The organism is Methylobacterium mesophilicum SR1.6/6 (assembly GCF_000364445.2).
Taxonomy (GTDB): domain Bacteria; phylum Pseudomonadota; class Alphaproteobacteria; order Rhizobiales; family Beijerinckiaceae; genus Methylobacterium; species Methylobacterium mesophilicum_A.
On sequence record NZ_CP043538.1, the window covers coordinates 4,438,110 to 4,453,976 of the forward strand.

General features: G+C 66.1%; 6 protein-coding genes and 1 pseudogene. 3 read left to right on the forward strand and 4 right to left on the reverse strand.

The window, feature by feature from the left end:
* Nucleotides 1-10: 10 nt before the first annotated feature.
* Nucleotides 11-1,546: a glycosyltransferase family 2 protein gene (locus MMSR116_RS21180; RefSeq protein ID WP_158169078.1), complete on the forward strand. Its 1,536-nt coding sequence runs from the start codon at nucleotides 11-13 to the stop codon at nucleotides 1,544-1,546.
* 432 nt (nucleotides 1,547-1,978) lie between these two features.
* Here MMSR116_RS21180 and MMSR116_RS21185 read toward each other — a convergent pair whose 3' ends face one another.
* The 4 genes and pseudogenes from MMSR116_RS21185 to MMSR116_RS21200 all read right to left on the reverse strand — a co-directional run.
* Entirely contained in the window at nucleotides 1,979-3,640 is a 1,662-nt protein-coding gene (locus MMSR116_RS21185; RefSeq protein WP_158169080.1) for a Wzz/FepE/Etk N-terminal domain-containing protein, read from the reverse strand.
* Nucleotide 3,641: 1 nt separating this feature from the next.
* Nucleotides 3,642-5,648 (reverse strand): glycosyltransferase, encoded by a 2,007-nt coding sequence (locus MMSR116_RS21190; RefSeq protein WP_158169082.1) that lies wholly within the window; start codon nucleotides 5,646-5,648, stop codon nucleotides 3,642-3,644.
* 861 nt (nucleotides 5,649-6,509) lie between these two features.
* Nucleotides 6,510-7,859, reverse strand: coding sequence for an NAD(P)-binding protein (locus tag MMSR116_RS21195; RefSeq protein ID WP_158169084.1), 1,350 nt, complete (start codon nucleotides 7,857-7,859; stop codon nucleotides 6,510-6,512).
* 769 nt (nucleotides 7,860-8,628) lie between these two features.
* Nucleotides 8,629-8,823: pseudogene (locus tag MMSR116_RS21200) on the reverse strand (transporter); the annotation flags it as partial.
* Between the two features lie 429 nt (nucleotides 8,824-9,252).
* Here MMSR116_RS21200 and MMSR116_RS21205 point away from each other — a divergent pair.
* Nucleotides 9,253-11,214 (forward strand): autotransporter assembly complex protein TamA, encoded by a 1,962-nt coding sequence (locus MMSR116_RS21205; RefSeq protein ID WP_039894870.1) that lies wholly within the window; start codon nucleotides 9,253-9,255, stop codon nucleotides 11,212-11,214.
* Nucleotides 11,215-15,564, forward strand: a complete 4,350-nt coding sequence (locus tag MMSR116_RS21210) for a translocation/assembly module TamB domain-containing protein (RefSeq protein WP_010687316.1) — start codon at nucleotides 11,215-11,217, stop codon at nucleotides 15,562-15,564.
* Nucleotides 15,565-15,867 lie beyond the last annotated feature (303 nt).

Consider the following 15,867-nt stretch of genomic DNA (forward strand, 5'->3'; position numbering starts at 1 on the left):
AGACGCCCCCGTGTTGAAGAAGAAGCCGGTTCCGGTCCCGTCGGCCTCCTGGGGGACGCTCGCGTGGCCGGACGCGATCCTGCCGCTGCCCCTCGACCTGCAGTTCCGCCCCGTGGATGAGCGCCGGCTCGGACAGGTCGCGGCCGGCCAGCTGCCGGCCTGCCGGGCTCTGTTCGTGGCCCCGGCGGCCTCGGAGCTGCGTCCCGACCTCGTGGCGCAGCTGACGCGCGCCATGGCCGAGCGGCCCGATATCGGCATCTTCTACGGCGACGACGCCGTGGTGGACGCCGCCGGCCAAGTCCGGAGCGTCCATTGCAAGCCGGCCTTCAACCTCGGCCTGCTGATGGCCGACGACTACATAGGCTTCCCGCTCCTCGTCCGGGTCTCCGCCCTCACGGGCCTGAGCCCGGATTTCGGGATGCGTCACGGCAATGCGGTCTGGTTCCGGTTCCTCCTCGGCGCGCTTTCCGCGGGCATCGGCATCGACCGGATCCCGCAGACCCTGATCGCCTCGCCCCTGGAGCGCCCGAAGGCCAAGCGGGCGGCCCGCGCCCCCGTCCTCGACCGCTGGTTCGAAACCACGGGCGTCCCCCTGCGCACGGGTCCGGGCCTGACGCCCGACACGCTCGAGATCCGCCGCAGCCTCGACCCGCGCCCGCCCGTCACGCTTGTAATTCCGACCAACCAGAGCCGCCCGAAGGATGATGAGGGCCGCGCCGTCGACGGCGCGAAGCCGCACGTGATAAACCTCCTCGACAGCCTCGGCCGCAGCACCTACCCGGCCGACAGGATCCGCGTGCTGATCGGCGACGACGTGGCCGACGATGCAATCTACCGCGGCCGCTCCGACCGCTTCACCGTGACCCGCCTGCTGACGTCCCGGGCGCCGGGTGAGCGGTTCAACTACGCGGCCAAGATGAACACCCTCTGGCGCTCCGCCGAGACCGACCTCGTCATCCTGATGAACGACGACCTCGTGGTGCGCCGCCCCGGCTGGATCGAGGCGCTGCTCACCTTCGCGCTCGACCGCGGCGTGGGCGGTGTCGGCGGCCGGCTGCTGTTCCCGACGGGCAAGATCCAGCATGCCGGCATGACCGGCGGGATCTTCGATGTCTTTGCCCATCCCTGGTACAACCGCGATGCGGCCGAGCCGACCTACGGCGACTGGGCACTGACGCAGCGCGACTGCTCGGCGGTGACCGGCGCACTCTTCGCTACCCGCAAGGCGGTGCTGGAGGCCGTGAACGGCTTCGACGAGAGCTTCGCCCTGGACTTCAACGATGTCGACCTGTGCCTGAAGATGCGCCAGCTTGGCTACCGCATCGTGTACACGCCGTTCGCCGAGCTGGCGCACCACGAGAGCGCGTCGCGGCAGACCAGCTTCGCCCCCGGCTCGCAGACCGCGCGCTTCCTGCGCCGATGGCACGACGTGCTGGCGGAGGATCCCGCCTTCAGCCCGCAGCTGCGGACCGACACCGACGTGGTCGCCCCGCGGGCCGACGCGACGCGCTGGATCACGCAGCGAAACGTGGAGGTGGTGGCCTGAGGCGGCCCGTCTCCGGCCGATCGCGTGGGGCGCGAGAGACCATCCTGGATCCCAGGATGTCGCTCGCGCGGCTTGAGCCTTCGGGCGGACTCGGCTGCCCCGGCTTGGATGACGTTCTGGAAAAGCGGTGCCGCGATGTCGGGTTCGCGGCGTCAGCGATTCTGCGTTGAGGCGATTCCGGCGGTCGGCACGCGCCGATGACGTACAGCGACGCGCACCACCCGTCAGCCGCGACGATCATTGATGACGATCGGGCGGATCGGGAAAAGAGGGGCACCGCGTCTGCGAAGCCCGCCGCTGCTTCCACGACAGATGCGGCTCAGTTTGAACCCTGGCGCATCGCGTCGGCATGGACTTCTGTCAATTTCCCGACAAGGCGGATCCTCATGAGGGCGTGGCGTCCAATCGCCGCAAGGGTCTACACGCAAGGGTCTACACGTTGTGAAGAACCGCGCCGGTGACGGCAGCGCCCGCATTCCTCAAGGTCTTGACGGCCTCCAAGACTTCATCGGCGGTGGTGCGTGTCGCCTCGACGATGATAACGACCGCATCCGCTTGCCGCGCGGCCGCCAGAGTGTCTGCAGAGTCAGACAGCGATGGTAGATCGAGGACAACATGGCTCGTCGCTCGCCACCGGTTGACGACCTTCTGAAATGCCGGCGAGCCGAGATAGATGCCGGTGCCGATCTCGCGGGACGGCATCCGTGCCGGAAGTATCGAAGCGCCCTGGAATTCCAATAGCTTCGCCGACGACACTTTTTCGGGCTCGAGGAGAAGCCCGGCTAAAGTGTCATAATCTTCGACCTCCGAATCCAGCCCGAGATACTCGGGCTTGGTTCCGTAGATGTCGGCGTCTATCAGGACTGCCAGTTCGCCGCTCTCGCGAATGATTTTGACCAGGCTCAGCCCGATCAGCGGTGAGGCTGATCGCGTGCCACAGCTCACGAACGCCACGATGCCCGCCTCGTCGAGGCCACGCGTCGACAACTCCATCATGATCGACGTCCTGAGATTGCGAATCCCAAGCACGGTCTTCGTGTCGTTGAGCCATTGGGCACTTGTCCGACGAAGATCGAACGCGTCGCGTCGCCCCCGTGCGTTCGGGCGAGGAACGGAGGGGAGCGTCGCGAGGCAGGACAGGCCGACGCGCTGAGCGAGGTCCTGGGGCGTGCGTATCCGGCGATCGAGCGCCTGGCGAATGGCGACGACGAGCAAGCCTCCGACGATTCCCACGGTCGCGCCGAGACCGAGAATGAGCGGCTTGCGTGGGGCCGACGGTTTGAGCGGCTGGAGTGCCGCGCCGATGATCCGGGCATCGGCATCGGGTGTCGGCGCGTCAGGCAGGCTGCCGTTGGACACGGCCGTGGCCGCCGAGCGCGCCTGAGAGTTCAGCGCATTCACTCGGCCCTGCAGAAACTCGGCGCCGTTCTTCGCGGCGTCGGCCTTCGCCGCAATCGATTGCCATAGGTAGGCGGATGCGGCCGCATTGGCGATACGCCGTGCCAGGGTCGGATCTCCCGACGTGTAGGAGACCTCGACGACGTAGGACTGGCCGACGCGTCGAACGCTGAATTGTTGTACGAAATTCTCGAACTTGATCTGAAGCACCGTGTCAGGGCTGGGCGGCGCATTGGACAGGCCGAGCATTCCTCTGAGGCTGAAGCCCGAGGGTCCGCGCTTGTCGGGCGCTTCGAAGGCAAATGCCGGATTGTTCGCGAGATCAAGACTGTTGAAGACATTCGCCAACAGCCGCTCCGATCGCAGGACTTGAAGCTCACTCTCGGCTCTGCTGGTGTCGAGGCTGTTCGCGCTTGACGAGTCGGAGTTGGCCGAACCGACTGGCCGGCGAGGATCGAGCAGAAGGGTCGCGGTCGCCGTGTAGGTGGGTTTGGCCGTTATCGCGTAGAACGCCGCCAAGCCGACACAGATCACGACCCAGGAGAGCACCACGTATTTCTGGCGTATCGCCGCTTTCAGAGCAGCGGAGAGGACAGCCAGAGGGCCATCTGGCAGTTCGGCGGAGGGAACACCCGGGAGGGGACGGATGGGCTGAAGGCGATCAGGCGGGATCCGATTATGAGTGTTCACGCTCACCTCAAGCCTTGTGTCTGATCTGCAGCGCCCGCTCCGGCTCGACGCGGCCCCGTAAAGCGTCCATGGCGCCCTTCACATTGCCGCGCAGACGTCCGCGCCGATCGATGAATGATTCCGGGACAGGCCATCGGGCTAAATTGCTGACAACGTTGCGGAATATTTGGCCAGTGACCTGAGAGAACGTCATCGTGCCCTTTCGCAGCATATACAAAGGGTTGACGACCTGCGAGTAGCCGAGCCGATCACCGGAAACCCGGCCGCTTTTCACACCGAGATGGACGCCGCGGGCTTCCATGCATTGCACGAGCCTACCTCCCTTGGCCGCGAGCGCGGCTCCGAAGTCGCGATCCTCAAGCCAACCGTACAGGACCAGGCGTTCGTCAAAGCGCAGCGTGCCGATCGCCGAGCGGCGAAACGCCATGTTGCAGCCATAGGGACTGTAACCGTCGATCAGGGCCGTCGGCTCGACCGCCTGCAAGGCGTTGAGCAGGCGGTCGACTTCGTCGAACTGAAGCCCCGGGCCCTTGATCCCATCGGCGATGACCTGGCCTGTGAAGCCGACGAGATCGGGCTCATCTCGAAACTGCCGCGTCGCGATCGACAACCAATCGGCTGCGGGCACGAAGTCGTCGTCGAAGAATGCGACCACGTCGATGGAATCCGGCAGCGCGGCCAGTGCAGCATTGCGCTGGGCGGCGAGACCTGGACGCCCGGTCACGATGGTGACGTCAGGATTGGCGGCCGCCTCGCCCGCATCGGCAACAGCGGTACAGGAAACGATCACCGCGGCGGGCTTGTGCGTTTGGCGATCAAGGATCCGTTGAAGCGTCTGCGTGACGATGCCGGGCCGGCCCAGGGTCGCGATGACCACCGCGACGTTGGGCAGGGGCTTGGCGGTCGGGGTGGGCGCGCTGGGTCGACGCTTCGGGCTGCGCATGCAGTCGAAATATCCTTGCGCAGTGTCATTCCAGGTGAAGAGAGACGCTTGAGCACGCCCGCGATCGATGAGTTCGGCGCGCAGACTGCAATTCGTTGCCAGTTCGCGAATATGTGCCATCCAGCGGTGGGGTTGATCCGGCGGCGCGAACAACGCGGCGTCTCCGCAAATCTCCGGCAAGCTGGCGCGATCGGTCGAGACGACCGGGCAACCGAGGGCCATCGCTTCAAGGGCCGGTAGGCCGAAACCTTCGGTGAGCGACGGGAAGGCGAGGCACAGAGCGTGCTCCATGAGGAAGGCGAGGTCGTGGTCGGTGACGAAGCCGATGCTCTGTACGTTATCGCTGTGCTGCAAATCCTCCTGGGCGTAGATTCCGGCGTGACCACCGGCGACGACGAGATCGATCCCGAGAGCGGCGAGTTCAGGAGCAAGCTGGAGCAGCAGTCGTAAGTTCTTGTGGCGGGCTCGGGAACCGAGCGCCAAGACGAACGGGCGCGCTACGCCGTCCGGATCGCGGCGCAGCGCCGATCTTGCGCGAGTCGCCTGCCCGGGATCCCACTGCCGGACATGTTCGTGCCCGTTGGGAAGCACGACGATGTCCGATACTTTCAATCCCAGATGCTGAGCGATCTGTGTCGCCGAAAATCTGGACACTGTCACGATCCGAGCCGCGCGCTTGGCGAGCACCGGCTGAAGGGTCTTGTAGAACGTGCGGAACGCGAAACCGTAGCTTTCCGGGGCCACGAAGACATTCGCGTCGTGGATGCACACGACTTGATCTTTTTTCAGAACCGGTGCCGTATTGCAGAAGTTGAGCAGAGCATCGGGCCATGCGCGCGGCAGGGCGAATTGTTCCCAGCGTTGACCACCCTGACCGCCGATCCTGAGGAGCGGCAACCCGTCGAGATCAGGATCCTGAGCGTCCCGCGGCGAGAGGAGGGGGACCGTTTCTCCTCGAGCGACGAGGACCGCACTCATGGCACGGCTCACATTCATGGCGTATCTCTGGACGCCGGTCATCGGCTGCGTCAGAAATCGTCCGTTAATTCCGAATGATCCGAGCGTGCTCATGCTAAATTGCGTCCATCCGGAATCTGACTTCGTTGCTTGTCCGACGAAACATTCGCGTTGCGATGGACCGCGTTGAGGAATGTAAGCTCAGACAACGGCGTACCCGGCGCCGTTGCCAACAGCGCGTATCGTTCGGTTGAGTAGGATGGCGCCGAAGAAGAGTGTTGCGGACTATCAGCACACAACAAATTCCATGAAATAAACGCTCATCTTGTATAAGCGCCGCGTTCGGGGCAAAGCCGGAAAGGCGTCTCTCCATCGAGTCCTGGCGTATGACGGCCGGCCGCCGTCCACGATTGAACCGGCCAGGTGCTGTTGGAAACTTTCACCATCATTGGACGCTCAACACGTTCGCTCAGACTGCCGCACGTCGGTTCGTCAGCGAAATGCTATCGCTTAACGTCAAGTTATGCATATCAGGCAACGGTTTCGCAAAGATCTGCCTCGGGGCAAAGTCCACTGAAATTGCCGAGAAATGCCGAAATAAAGTTAAACCTGCCGGTCGCCCGTGGATACCCGGGCGGGTGCTAGCCGCCAATTGCTCTCAGTACAAGGGCCGCAATCTACGCTGTGGCGGGATCAGCACTCGAGGACGAGGACAGCGGCCCCTGCGGCAGGAGGCGGACATCGCAGGGACGCTGGGCGCTCGGCGCGGTGATCCGGCATGCCACGGTCGAACAGACGCGCGCGTGAGACGTCATGTCATCGGATGGGAAGGGGCGGAGGCCCATACCAAGCGACGATCTGTGGGTCATGGTCGTACCGACGGCGCCCATCCCATCGTGCGATGAGGCAACGTAGATGTCCTCGATCGGCATGTTCAAAATCGAGCGGGACCGCGAATGGAGCGAGCCAAAATTTTCACGACGCTCGTGGAGCCGTCGTCCGCTCCAGATTGGCCTCGGCAGTCAGCGTAGAAACGCGTGCCGTCGGCTGATAGTCGAAGCCGCCCTGCCGGCCGAACGACTCGACGCCGAAGCTGCGCAGTCGCCGGCCGGCCGCCTCGGCCTTCTCTTGCGCGTTGTCCGTGTAGACCGGGTAGGCACAATGCACAAACTGCCCGCCCTCGAACTGCAGATTGCCGGCGAAAAGTTTGTTGTGTGAGACGTGATCGCGGAAGTTTTGCTCGGCCAGGGAAATGCTGTTGCCGGCGTGCGATGCGATCACTTCGACACCAAAATACTCCCGGCCGTTGACCCTGCCGTAGAAATCTGAATAGACGGTCAGCCTCTTCCAAGATCCGTCATTCGAAAAATTATAGAGTATGGAGCAATCAAAGCCACGTTCTCCGCAGAAGCTGAAGTATAGGCTTATCAGTGATACCGAAGACAGGCCGGGGTCCGGTTCCATTCCGCAGGCGGCGAGTGCCAGATTGATCGGTATTGTCGAGATTATCCGCCGCGCGATCACCTCGCGATCGCCGAGTTTCAGGAGGAAGCCATTATTGATCTTGCAGATCCGGTCTACCCTCTGACCAAGCTCGAAAACCGTGCCGCGTTCACGGAGCGTTGATGCTGCCACCGAATACAAGGCGTCGAAGCCTGCCTGCGGACGCGCCAATTGTCGGTTGGTCGGTGCCGATTGCGGATGCGGCCTCAGATAGCGGAACAACTTGCCCAGTCGAGCATGATCCTTGATCCAAAGCATCCTCTTCTCCGCGAATTCCAAATCTACGGCTTGCGCCGGGATCCCGAAGAAGCGCTTCATATAACTTTCGAGGCCTGATCGGTTCAAAAAGTAGTCGCCGATCCAATATCGAGCAAAGTCGCGCGCATTTTTTATTTCACGGTGAAACAACCTCGCGTATAAAACGGAAAATGCGATGCGCAGACATCCGCCTACTCCTGACTCGAGTATGTCCTTCTTTATCGAAAGCGGATATTGCGCGATCTTGCCCTGAGGTGTCAGCTTACCCCATTCCGGTTCAATCGGAACGTAATGTTCCAGAAGTTCGGGGAAATGCCGTAGAAGCGGTGAGTCGTCTTGAAAGATCAAGCTGCCAATGTCGAAAGTGTAGCCGTTGAGCTCGCGATCGATATGGTTGCCGCCGAGCTTATCGAATTGGTCGATGACGAGAATTTTTTGACAGCCCTGATCGTGCAGTATCGAAGCCGAAACAAGCCCGCTGATCCCAGCTCCCAGCACGACCGCATCGTGGATCTCATTTGCCACAGTAACTCTGTTCCATTCGCGGGTTTGCGCGGGCGTCATCGAACCGTGATTATGCTCGGGAGATGCCCAACTTCCTCAAATGTAGGCATATTTCTCGAAATTACTTATTCGAATGAGCTATGGGATGCATTATATCAGGATTCGATGCTTGTCAAACGGTCGAATAGTAATGCGTCTTGGGCTTTATCGACTTTGCGGATTTGATCTCAGGAATCGAGAGCATACACCTGTTGGAACGGGCCGGCGCACTTGCACGGCACAACCACAGGATATTTCCCCCGGGTGACACCATAAACGGTGGCGAAGCAGAGTGAAGCTAAAATAGGAACGCTATTTTAATATGTAGAATACGCAAAAATTTGACTCAATTTGTCCGAAAATCGGAGGCGCTCGGTCGTTCTGACGAAGATATGTCAAACTATCGACGTCAACCCGGAAAAATCCAGGTGCGCGATCCATGAGGCTTCGTTGAAGCAAAGCGACGCCTGCGTCCGAACGGCATGAGGCGGGGCTGCGGCTCGCGCGCCGGAGGCCACGACGATGAACGTGTCCCGGCTCGAGGATCTGCAGGAAGGCGACCGCCGGGTCGAACGTGTCGAGGGGATAATCTCCGCCGGATGGATGGCCGGTCGGGCCATCTCACCTTGCCGCCTGTGTCGACGTCGGAGTGCCGCTCGCGATGTCGTGGATCTCCCTCGCGAGCGGGAATGCGGAACCGTCGGCGATAAACACCGCGCGATCGGCGCGCGACCACGTCATGGATAGAACGTGATCGCCGCTAGAGCTTCCTGCTGCCGGATTCGCAGGATCAGTATTTCCGGATGATGGGTGCGGGTGCTGGGGCTTGGGGTGCGCCGAAGACGTAGCGGAACCCGACGGAGACGACGTCGGCGCTGGAATCGACCACGCCCGCGAAGGCGATGTTGCCGACGTTGTAGTCGCGCCCGATGCCGGCCAGGATCCGCGAGCGGTCGAGGAAGAAGTGCGAGTAGGCGAGGTTGAGGGGAGCAGCCCGGTAGCTCGTCAGAGCAGCCCGGTAGCTCGTCAGGCTCATAACCTGAAGGTCACAGGTTCAAATCCTGTCCCCGCAACCAAAACAAGCTCGAACGAAGCCCGCCGCGCCCATAAGCGCGGCGGGCTTTTTCGTGCGCCAACGCTGTCAAGCTCAACCAATTCGATATCCGCTCCTGGCAGGGGAGGGGGCAAGCCCGAGCTCATTCGCCTGCCTTCCACGAACAATTCCAGGCCAGAGCCACCTCGATGTTGGCCTGGAAGGCACCCGGCCTTAAGATAGGTTGGGGTACGCCGTATCGCGCGGCAGCGGGGGGAGCAGCGATGGTATACGGAACGAGCGGCGCTTTCGCCGCCGAGCGGGACTGAAGACCGCGGCTTGCGGGTTCCGTCCTCAACGTACCCGAGCCCGGTCGTGGGCGTGCGTCGCGCGGTCCCGCGGTTGGTGCTCGCCGCGGCAGCCGCGCTCCCGATCCTGGCCGGCTTTCCGAGTCCGGCCCGTGCGTTCGATCTGTTCGGTCTCTTCAGCGGCGAGCCGGAGCCGCCGGCCCCCAGCCCGAACGCGCTGCCCTACACGTTGCGGATCACCGGGACCGACGACGAAGACGTGCTCCGCGCCCTGCAGGATGCGTCAAGCCTCTATCGCCTACGGCAGGAACCGCCGCCAGACGGTGAAGGGCTCCTGCGCCGGGCCGAGACCGATCTGGCCAAACTCGCCGACGTGCTGTCAGGCTACGGGTTTTATCAGGGCACCGTCGGCGTGCGGATCGACGGCACGCCCGCGACAGGCCGGGCGGCAGAAGCCGTCAGGGCCGCGGAGGGCTGGCGCAATCGCGGCCTCGTCCCGATACGGATCGCCGTAGATCTCGGGCCGCGCTATCGGCTGCGGCGGATCACTGTCCGCGACCCTGCTGGACGTCCCTTCCCGAATTCGGTCCTGCCGCCGCGCGTGACGCGCCTGGACGACGACACCGCGGCCCGTTCCGCGACGGTCCTGGCCCGCGAGGCGCAGATCATCGACCACTTCCGCGCCCAGGGCCATCCCTTCGCCAAGGCGGTCGCCCGGGACCCGGTGGTCGACGACGCCGCGCACGTGATGGATGTGACCTTTACCATCGAGCCCGGGCCGGTCGCCGGTCTAGGCCCGGTGGCGGTGAGCGGCGCGCCGGGGATCGACCCGGCCACGATCCGCTCTTTCATCTACGCCGAGCCCGGCGATCCGTATTCGCCGCAGGCGGTGGCGGCGATCCGGCGGTCGGTGGCGCGGATCGAGGGCATCGGCGGCGTGCGGGTCCGGGAAGGCACGGCGCTCGACGCCGAAGGCAACCTGCCGCTGTTCGTCGAAGTCACCGAGCGCGAGCGCAACCTCGTGGGCATCTCGGCGCGCTACTCCACAGTCGACGGCCCGGGAGTGCGAGCCTACTACGCCAACCGGAACGTGTTTGGGGGCGGCGAGACCTTCCGGATCGACGCCGATCTCTATTATCTCGGCCTTGGCAACGATCCGTTCGCCACACAGCGCAAGATCGCAGGTATCGGCACCAACGGTCTCGGGGGGCGCCTCTCGGCGACCTACGTCCAGCCGGCCCTGTGGGGCAGCCGGAACGACCTTCTGGCCAACGCCTTCGTCACCCGGGAGGTGCAGCAGAGCTACCTCGTGGATGGCGGCGGCGTATCGGCGGCGATCCGACACCGGTTCTCCGACACGTTCTCGGCCCAGATCGGCCTCGACGCACAGATCGGCCGCTCGAAGGATGCGCTCGGCACGGTGAACTACCGGCTGATCGGCGTGCCGGCCTCGGTGACCTACGACTCCACCGACAGCCTCCTCGATCCGACGCGCGGCGTGCGGGCGATCGCCTCGCTCGCCGTCTATCCGGGCGCGATCTCGTCGCCCGGGATCGTTGTCGCCAAGGCGCAGGGCTCCACCTACTACGCGCTGGACGAGGAAGCCCGGTACATCCTGGCCGGCCGGGTCGGCTTCGGCTCGGTCTCCGGCGCGCCGCTGGGCGACATCCCGGACAATTTCCGGTTTTTCGCCGGCGGCGGCGGCTCGGTGCGCGGCTATCCGTACCGGACGCTCGGACCCATCGGCCCGTTCAATCTGCCGATCGGCGGCCGCAGCCTGCTGGAGGCGTCCTTGGAGGCCCGGATCAAGGTCACCGACACGATCGGCGTGGTGCCGTTCTTCGACGCGGGCACCGCCTTCGCCTCCGCGGTGCCCGATTTCGACGAGAAGATCCGGAAATCGGTGGGCATCGGCCTGCGTTACTACACCGGAATCGGCCCGATCCGCGCGGATCTCGCCTTCCCGCTCGACCCCTACAAGGGCGGCCACGTCCGTCCGGCCGTCCTCTACCTCAGCCTGGGGCAGGCGTTCTGAATGGATGTTTCACGCCGGCCGACCGGATCGCAGCGCTTGAGCCGCCGGAGATGCGCGTGGCTCGTCGCGCTGCTCGTGACCGGCCTCGCGGTCTTGGGTTCGTCCGTGACCCTGCCGACCCGCGCCGACGAGGGCGACAAGTCCGTGCTGGGCGGGCTCCTGTCGCGGGCGCTGTCCACGCCCTCGTCCCGGGTGGCAATCGGCGCCATCGACGGGGCGCTGTCATCCGATGCCACGATCCGCGACGTTGCCGTGAGCGACCGGGAGGGTGTCTGGCTGAAGCTCGATCGGGCCCGGATCATCTGGCGCCGGCTCGCGCTGCTGTCGGGGCGGCTGGAGGTGGACAGCCTGGAGATCGGCCGCATCGAGGTGCTGCGCCGGCCAATCCCGAGTCCGACGCCGTCGGAGGCCAAGCCTGACGGGAAGCTGCTGCCGGACCTGCCCGTGAAGGTCGAGGTAAAAGGCTTCAAGCTGGCCGAGCTGGTTCTCGGGGAGCCGGTGGCCGGGCAGCCCGCCCGCCTCTCGGCCGAGGGGCGTGCCAAGCTCGGCGCGGCGAGCGAAGGGCTCGATCTCCAGGCGCGGGCACAGCGCCTGGACGCCGCGGGACGTTTCCTGCTCTCGCTCGTTTACGTGCCGACGGGCGATCGTCTGGAGTTGAAGGCCAGCTTGATCGAGCCCGAAGGCGGGCTTCTCTCGAAGGCGGCTAATCTCCCTGGAACGCCGCCGATCAATTTCGATCTCGACGGCGCGGGCCCCCTCGACGCGTGGAACGCCAAGCTCGACTTCACCGCCGGGTCCGACATCGGCGCCAGAGGCGGCGCGAAGATTTCCCGCATCGGCGCGGAGCGGCGGCTCGCCCTCGACCTCGCGGCGCGTATCGAGGGCCTCGCGCCGGGACCGGCCGCGTCGATCTTTGCAGGCACGACCAAGCTCGACGGCGGCCTCGCCTTCGCGGATAGCGGCGCCTTCCGGATCGACAGGCTAGAGCTGACATCCCGCACGGCGCGGCTCACGGCCGGCGGAAGCCTGACCAAGGATCGGGTCGCCGACCTGACCCTCCAGGCCCGAGCCCTGCCCACCGAGGGCGCGATCACGCGGGCTGGCGAAGCCGAGATCGGCAGTCTCGTCCTAGACGGCAGCCTCAAGGGGCCGCTGACGGCGCCGGAGATTCATGGCAGCCTCGACGCGGCCGGACTGCGCGGCCACGACTCGGCGCTGGAGCGCATCGAGGCGCGCCTCGGCGTGCAACCCCAGGGCGACGCGGCAACGCAGCGCTTCGCGATCCAGGCGGACGGCAAGGTCGAGGGCCTGCGCTTGGCCGATCCGGCCCTGCGCCGAGCCCTCGGGAACCGGGCGCAGTTCACTCTTCGGGCGGCGTCCGGGCCGGACGGGGTCATCGACGTCGCCACCCTGCGGCTCGAGTCCGAGACCGCGCGGGCAAGCTACGCCGGCCGTGTCGGCCAGAACACGCTGACCGGCACGGTCGACGCGGCCCTGCCGGACCTCGCGGTGTTCTCAGGCGTCGCGGGCAGCGGCCTCGCGGGAAGACTTGAGGCCAGGGCGCGCCTCAGCGGCGATCCAGCCCGCAAGGCGCTGGCGGCCGACCTCACTGTCTCGATCGCCGGCCTCGTCACCGGGATCGCTGCCGCTGACCGCACCCTCGGGCGCACGCCCACCCTTCAGGGACGGGTCTCGCAATCCTATGACGGCTACGGCTTCGACCATCTGCGCCTTGAGGGCGCGGGCGTCACCGCGACCCTCCAGGGCGAGGCGACCTCGGCCGCGGCCGACGTCGCGGGCCGCCTGGACCTCAAGAGCCTCGCGGATCTGGATAGCCGCCTCTCCGGACGTGCCGGGATCGACGCCCGGCTCACCGGCTCCCTGGAGCGCCCCGATCTCGCTGCGACGCTGACGGCGCCGGCTGCCACGGCAGACGGCAAGCCGATCCGTGACCTGCGCGTCGAGGCGACCCTGACGGACGCCCTCTTCGCGCCGGACGGCAGCTTGCGAGTCTCTGGCGACGTGGCCGGCAAGGCGCTGACCGGCGGCGCCCACGTCGCGCGCACGGGCGCCGACTGGGTGCTCGACCGACTCGACCTCAATCTCGGCTCCGTGGCGGTGGCGGGCAACGCCACCGTGTCCGCGGCGACATGGCTTTCCGCTGGCGCTCTCGCGGTGCGCGCCGGCAACCTTGAAGATGTTGCACCCCTGTCACCGCAACCCGTGGCCGGACGCCTCGACGCCACCGTGCTGCTCGCCCGGGACGGTGGGCGCCAGAATGCTGCGATCCGGGCCACCGGCTCCGGCCTGCGCTACGGTGCCTACGCGCTCACCCGGCTCGACGCGGACCTGAAGGGCCGAGACCTCCGGGCCCATCCGATTCTGGATGGGCGTTTAGATGCCGACCGGCTGCTCGCCGCCGACCAGCAGATCGACACGATCCGGCTCGCCGCCGCCGGCGGCCCGAGCGGTAGCGACGTGACTCTGACCGCCAAAGCCCGCGGCTTCAACCTCGATGGCGCGGTCCGGGTCGTCCCGGCTGAGGAGACGCGCATCGAGATCCAGCGTCTGTCGGCCGCCCGGGGCGGCGACCGCTTTGCCATCGACGGACCTGCCACCGTCATCCTCCGTGACGGCGGCGCGATGATCGACGGGCTTGCGATTTCGGCGGGCGCCGGCCGGATCACGATGGCCGGGCGCGCAGGCCGCGACCTCGACCTCCAGATCCGGATCCGTGCGCTGCCCCTATCTCTGGCTCGGATCGCCATGCCCGATCTCGCACTGTCCGGATCCCTCGACGGTGAGGCGGATCTGCGCGGGCCGGCCGGGCGACCAGAGGGCCGCTACGCGTTGACCGTCTCGAAACTCGTGGCGCCACAAACTCGGCAGGCAGGCCTGCCGCCCGTGGATGCCAGCGCCAAGGGCACGCTGTCCGACGGGCAGGCCAGCCTGGACGGCCGCGTTTCGGCCGGGCAGGGGATCGCCCTCGCCGTCGCAGGCACGCTGCCGGTTGAGACCGGCGGGCCGCTCGATCTCCGCGCCCGGGGCACTCTCGACGCGTCGCTCGCCAACTCGATGCTGAGCGTGGGCGGGCAGAGCGTCGCAGGACGCGTCGCCATCGACGGCGGCGTGACCGGCACCCTTGCGGCACCGCGGGCGCAAGGCGCCGCCGTGCTGAGCGGCGGCAGCTTCACCGATCCGCTCAACGGCATCCGCCTGACCGGAATCGAGGGCCGGGTGACCGGCCGGGGCGACACGATCGTGATTGAGCGCCTGAATGCGGCGACCCGCAACGGCGGACGCGTCGCGGTCACGGGGCGCGTGGCCCTGGAGCCCGGTTTCCCCGGCAGCTTCCATGTCACCGCCGACCGGGCAGAGCTGGTTTCGAGCCCGCTGATGACCGCCGTGTCGAGCGCCGACCTCACCCTGGCGGGCCCGCTGGTGCGGACGCCGAGGATCACCGGCCGGGTCGACGTGGTGTCGATCGACGTCGCTGTGCCGGACCGTCTGCCGGCCACGGTCCGTCCCCTGCCGGGGGTGCGCCACGTCAACACGCCGCCTGAGGTGCGGGTGCGGTTGGCGCAGCGGGCCGGTCCGAAGTCGGCTCGGACCGGGCGGCGGCCCGGAAAGCCGGCCGTCCCGTTCGACGCCACCCTCGACGTCGCCGTGAATGCGCCGAGCCGGATCTTTGTGCGCGGGCGCGGTATCGATGCCGAACTGGGAGGGGCGCTCCGGGTTACCGGCAGTTCCGCGTCTCCGAACGCCGTCGGCGCCTTCGCCATGCGACGGGGACGTCTCGAGCTCGTGGGCCAGCGCCTCGATTTCAGCCGGGGCAAGCTGATCTTCGCGGGGAGCCTGACCACGCCGGAACTCGACTTCGCCGCCGAGACCAAGGCCGGGGACGTCACAGCCCGCGTCGCCGTGATGGGCCCGGCGGACGCGCCGCAATTTGCCCTGACCTCCGACCCGGTGCTGCCCCAAGACGAGATCCTGTCGCGCCTGCTGTTCAAGAAGGCCGCGGGCGGTCTCTCGCCGTTCCAGGCCTTGCAGCTCGCCCAGGCCGTCGCACAGCTCTCGGGCGGCGCAGCGGGGCCCGACGTCTTCGAGCAGGCGCGCAAGGGCCTCGGGCTCGACAGCCTCGACGTGTCGACCGGGGCAAGCGGCGGCCCGGCGCTCGGCGCCTCGCGCTACATCTCGGATCGCGTCAGCGTCGGCGTGAAGGCCGGCGCCAAACCCGCCGACACGGCGGTCGGGGTGGATTTTGACGTCACCCGGCGGATCAAGCTCAAGGGCGAGGCCGGCAGTGACGGGCGGACCAGCCTGGGGGTCGGGGCAGAGTACGAGTGGTAGGCGCACGAGGGTTCCGACGAAGCTGCGACGACACCTCAGAATCACCTGGTCCAGGGATTGATGGTTGGCAGTTCGACCGCCTCGAAGCGTCCCGTATCACGTGTGGCGACCACGAGGTTCCGCTCGGCGGCAAGGGCGATGATCTTACCGACGACCGCGATCCTGAGTGAGATCGCAGTCAGTGACTGAGCTGGTCGATGGGGATCTTTATCGCCAGCCGAGAAAGAACAGCAGAGGAAGAAATCCTGGCAAGCCGGTGCATCTCTGCTAAGTCTGATCCCTCTGCGTGAAGTGGGACCGCAA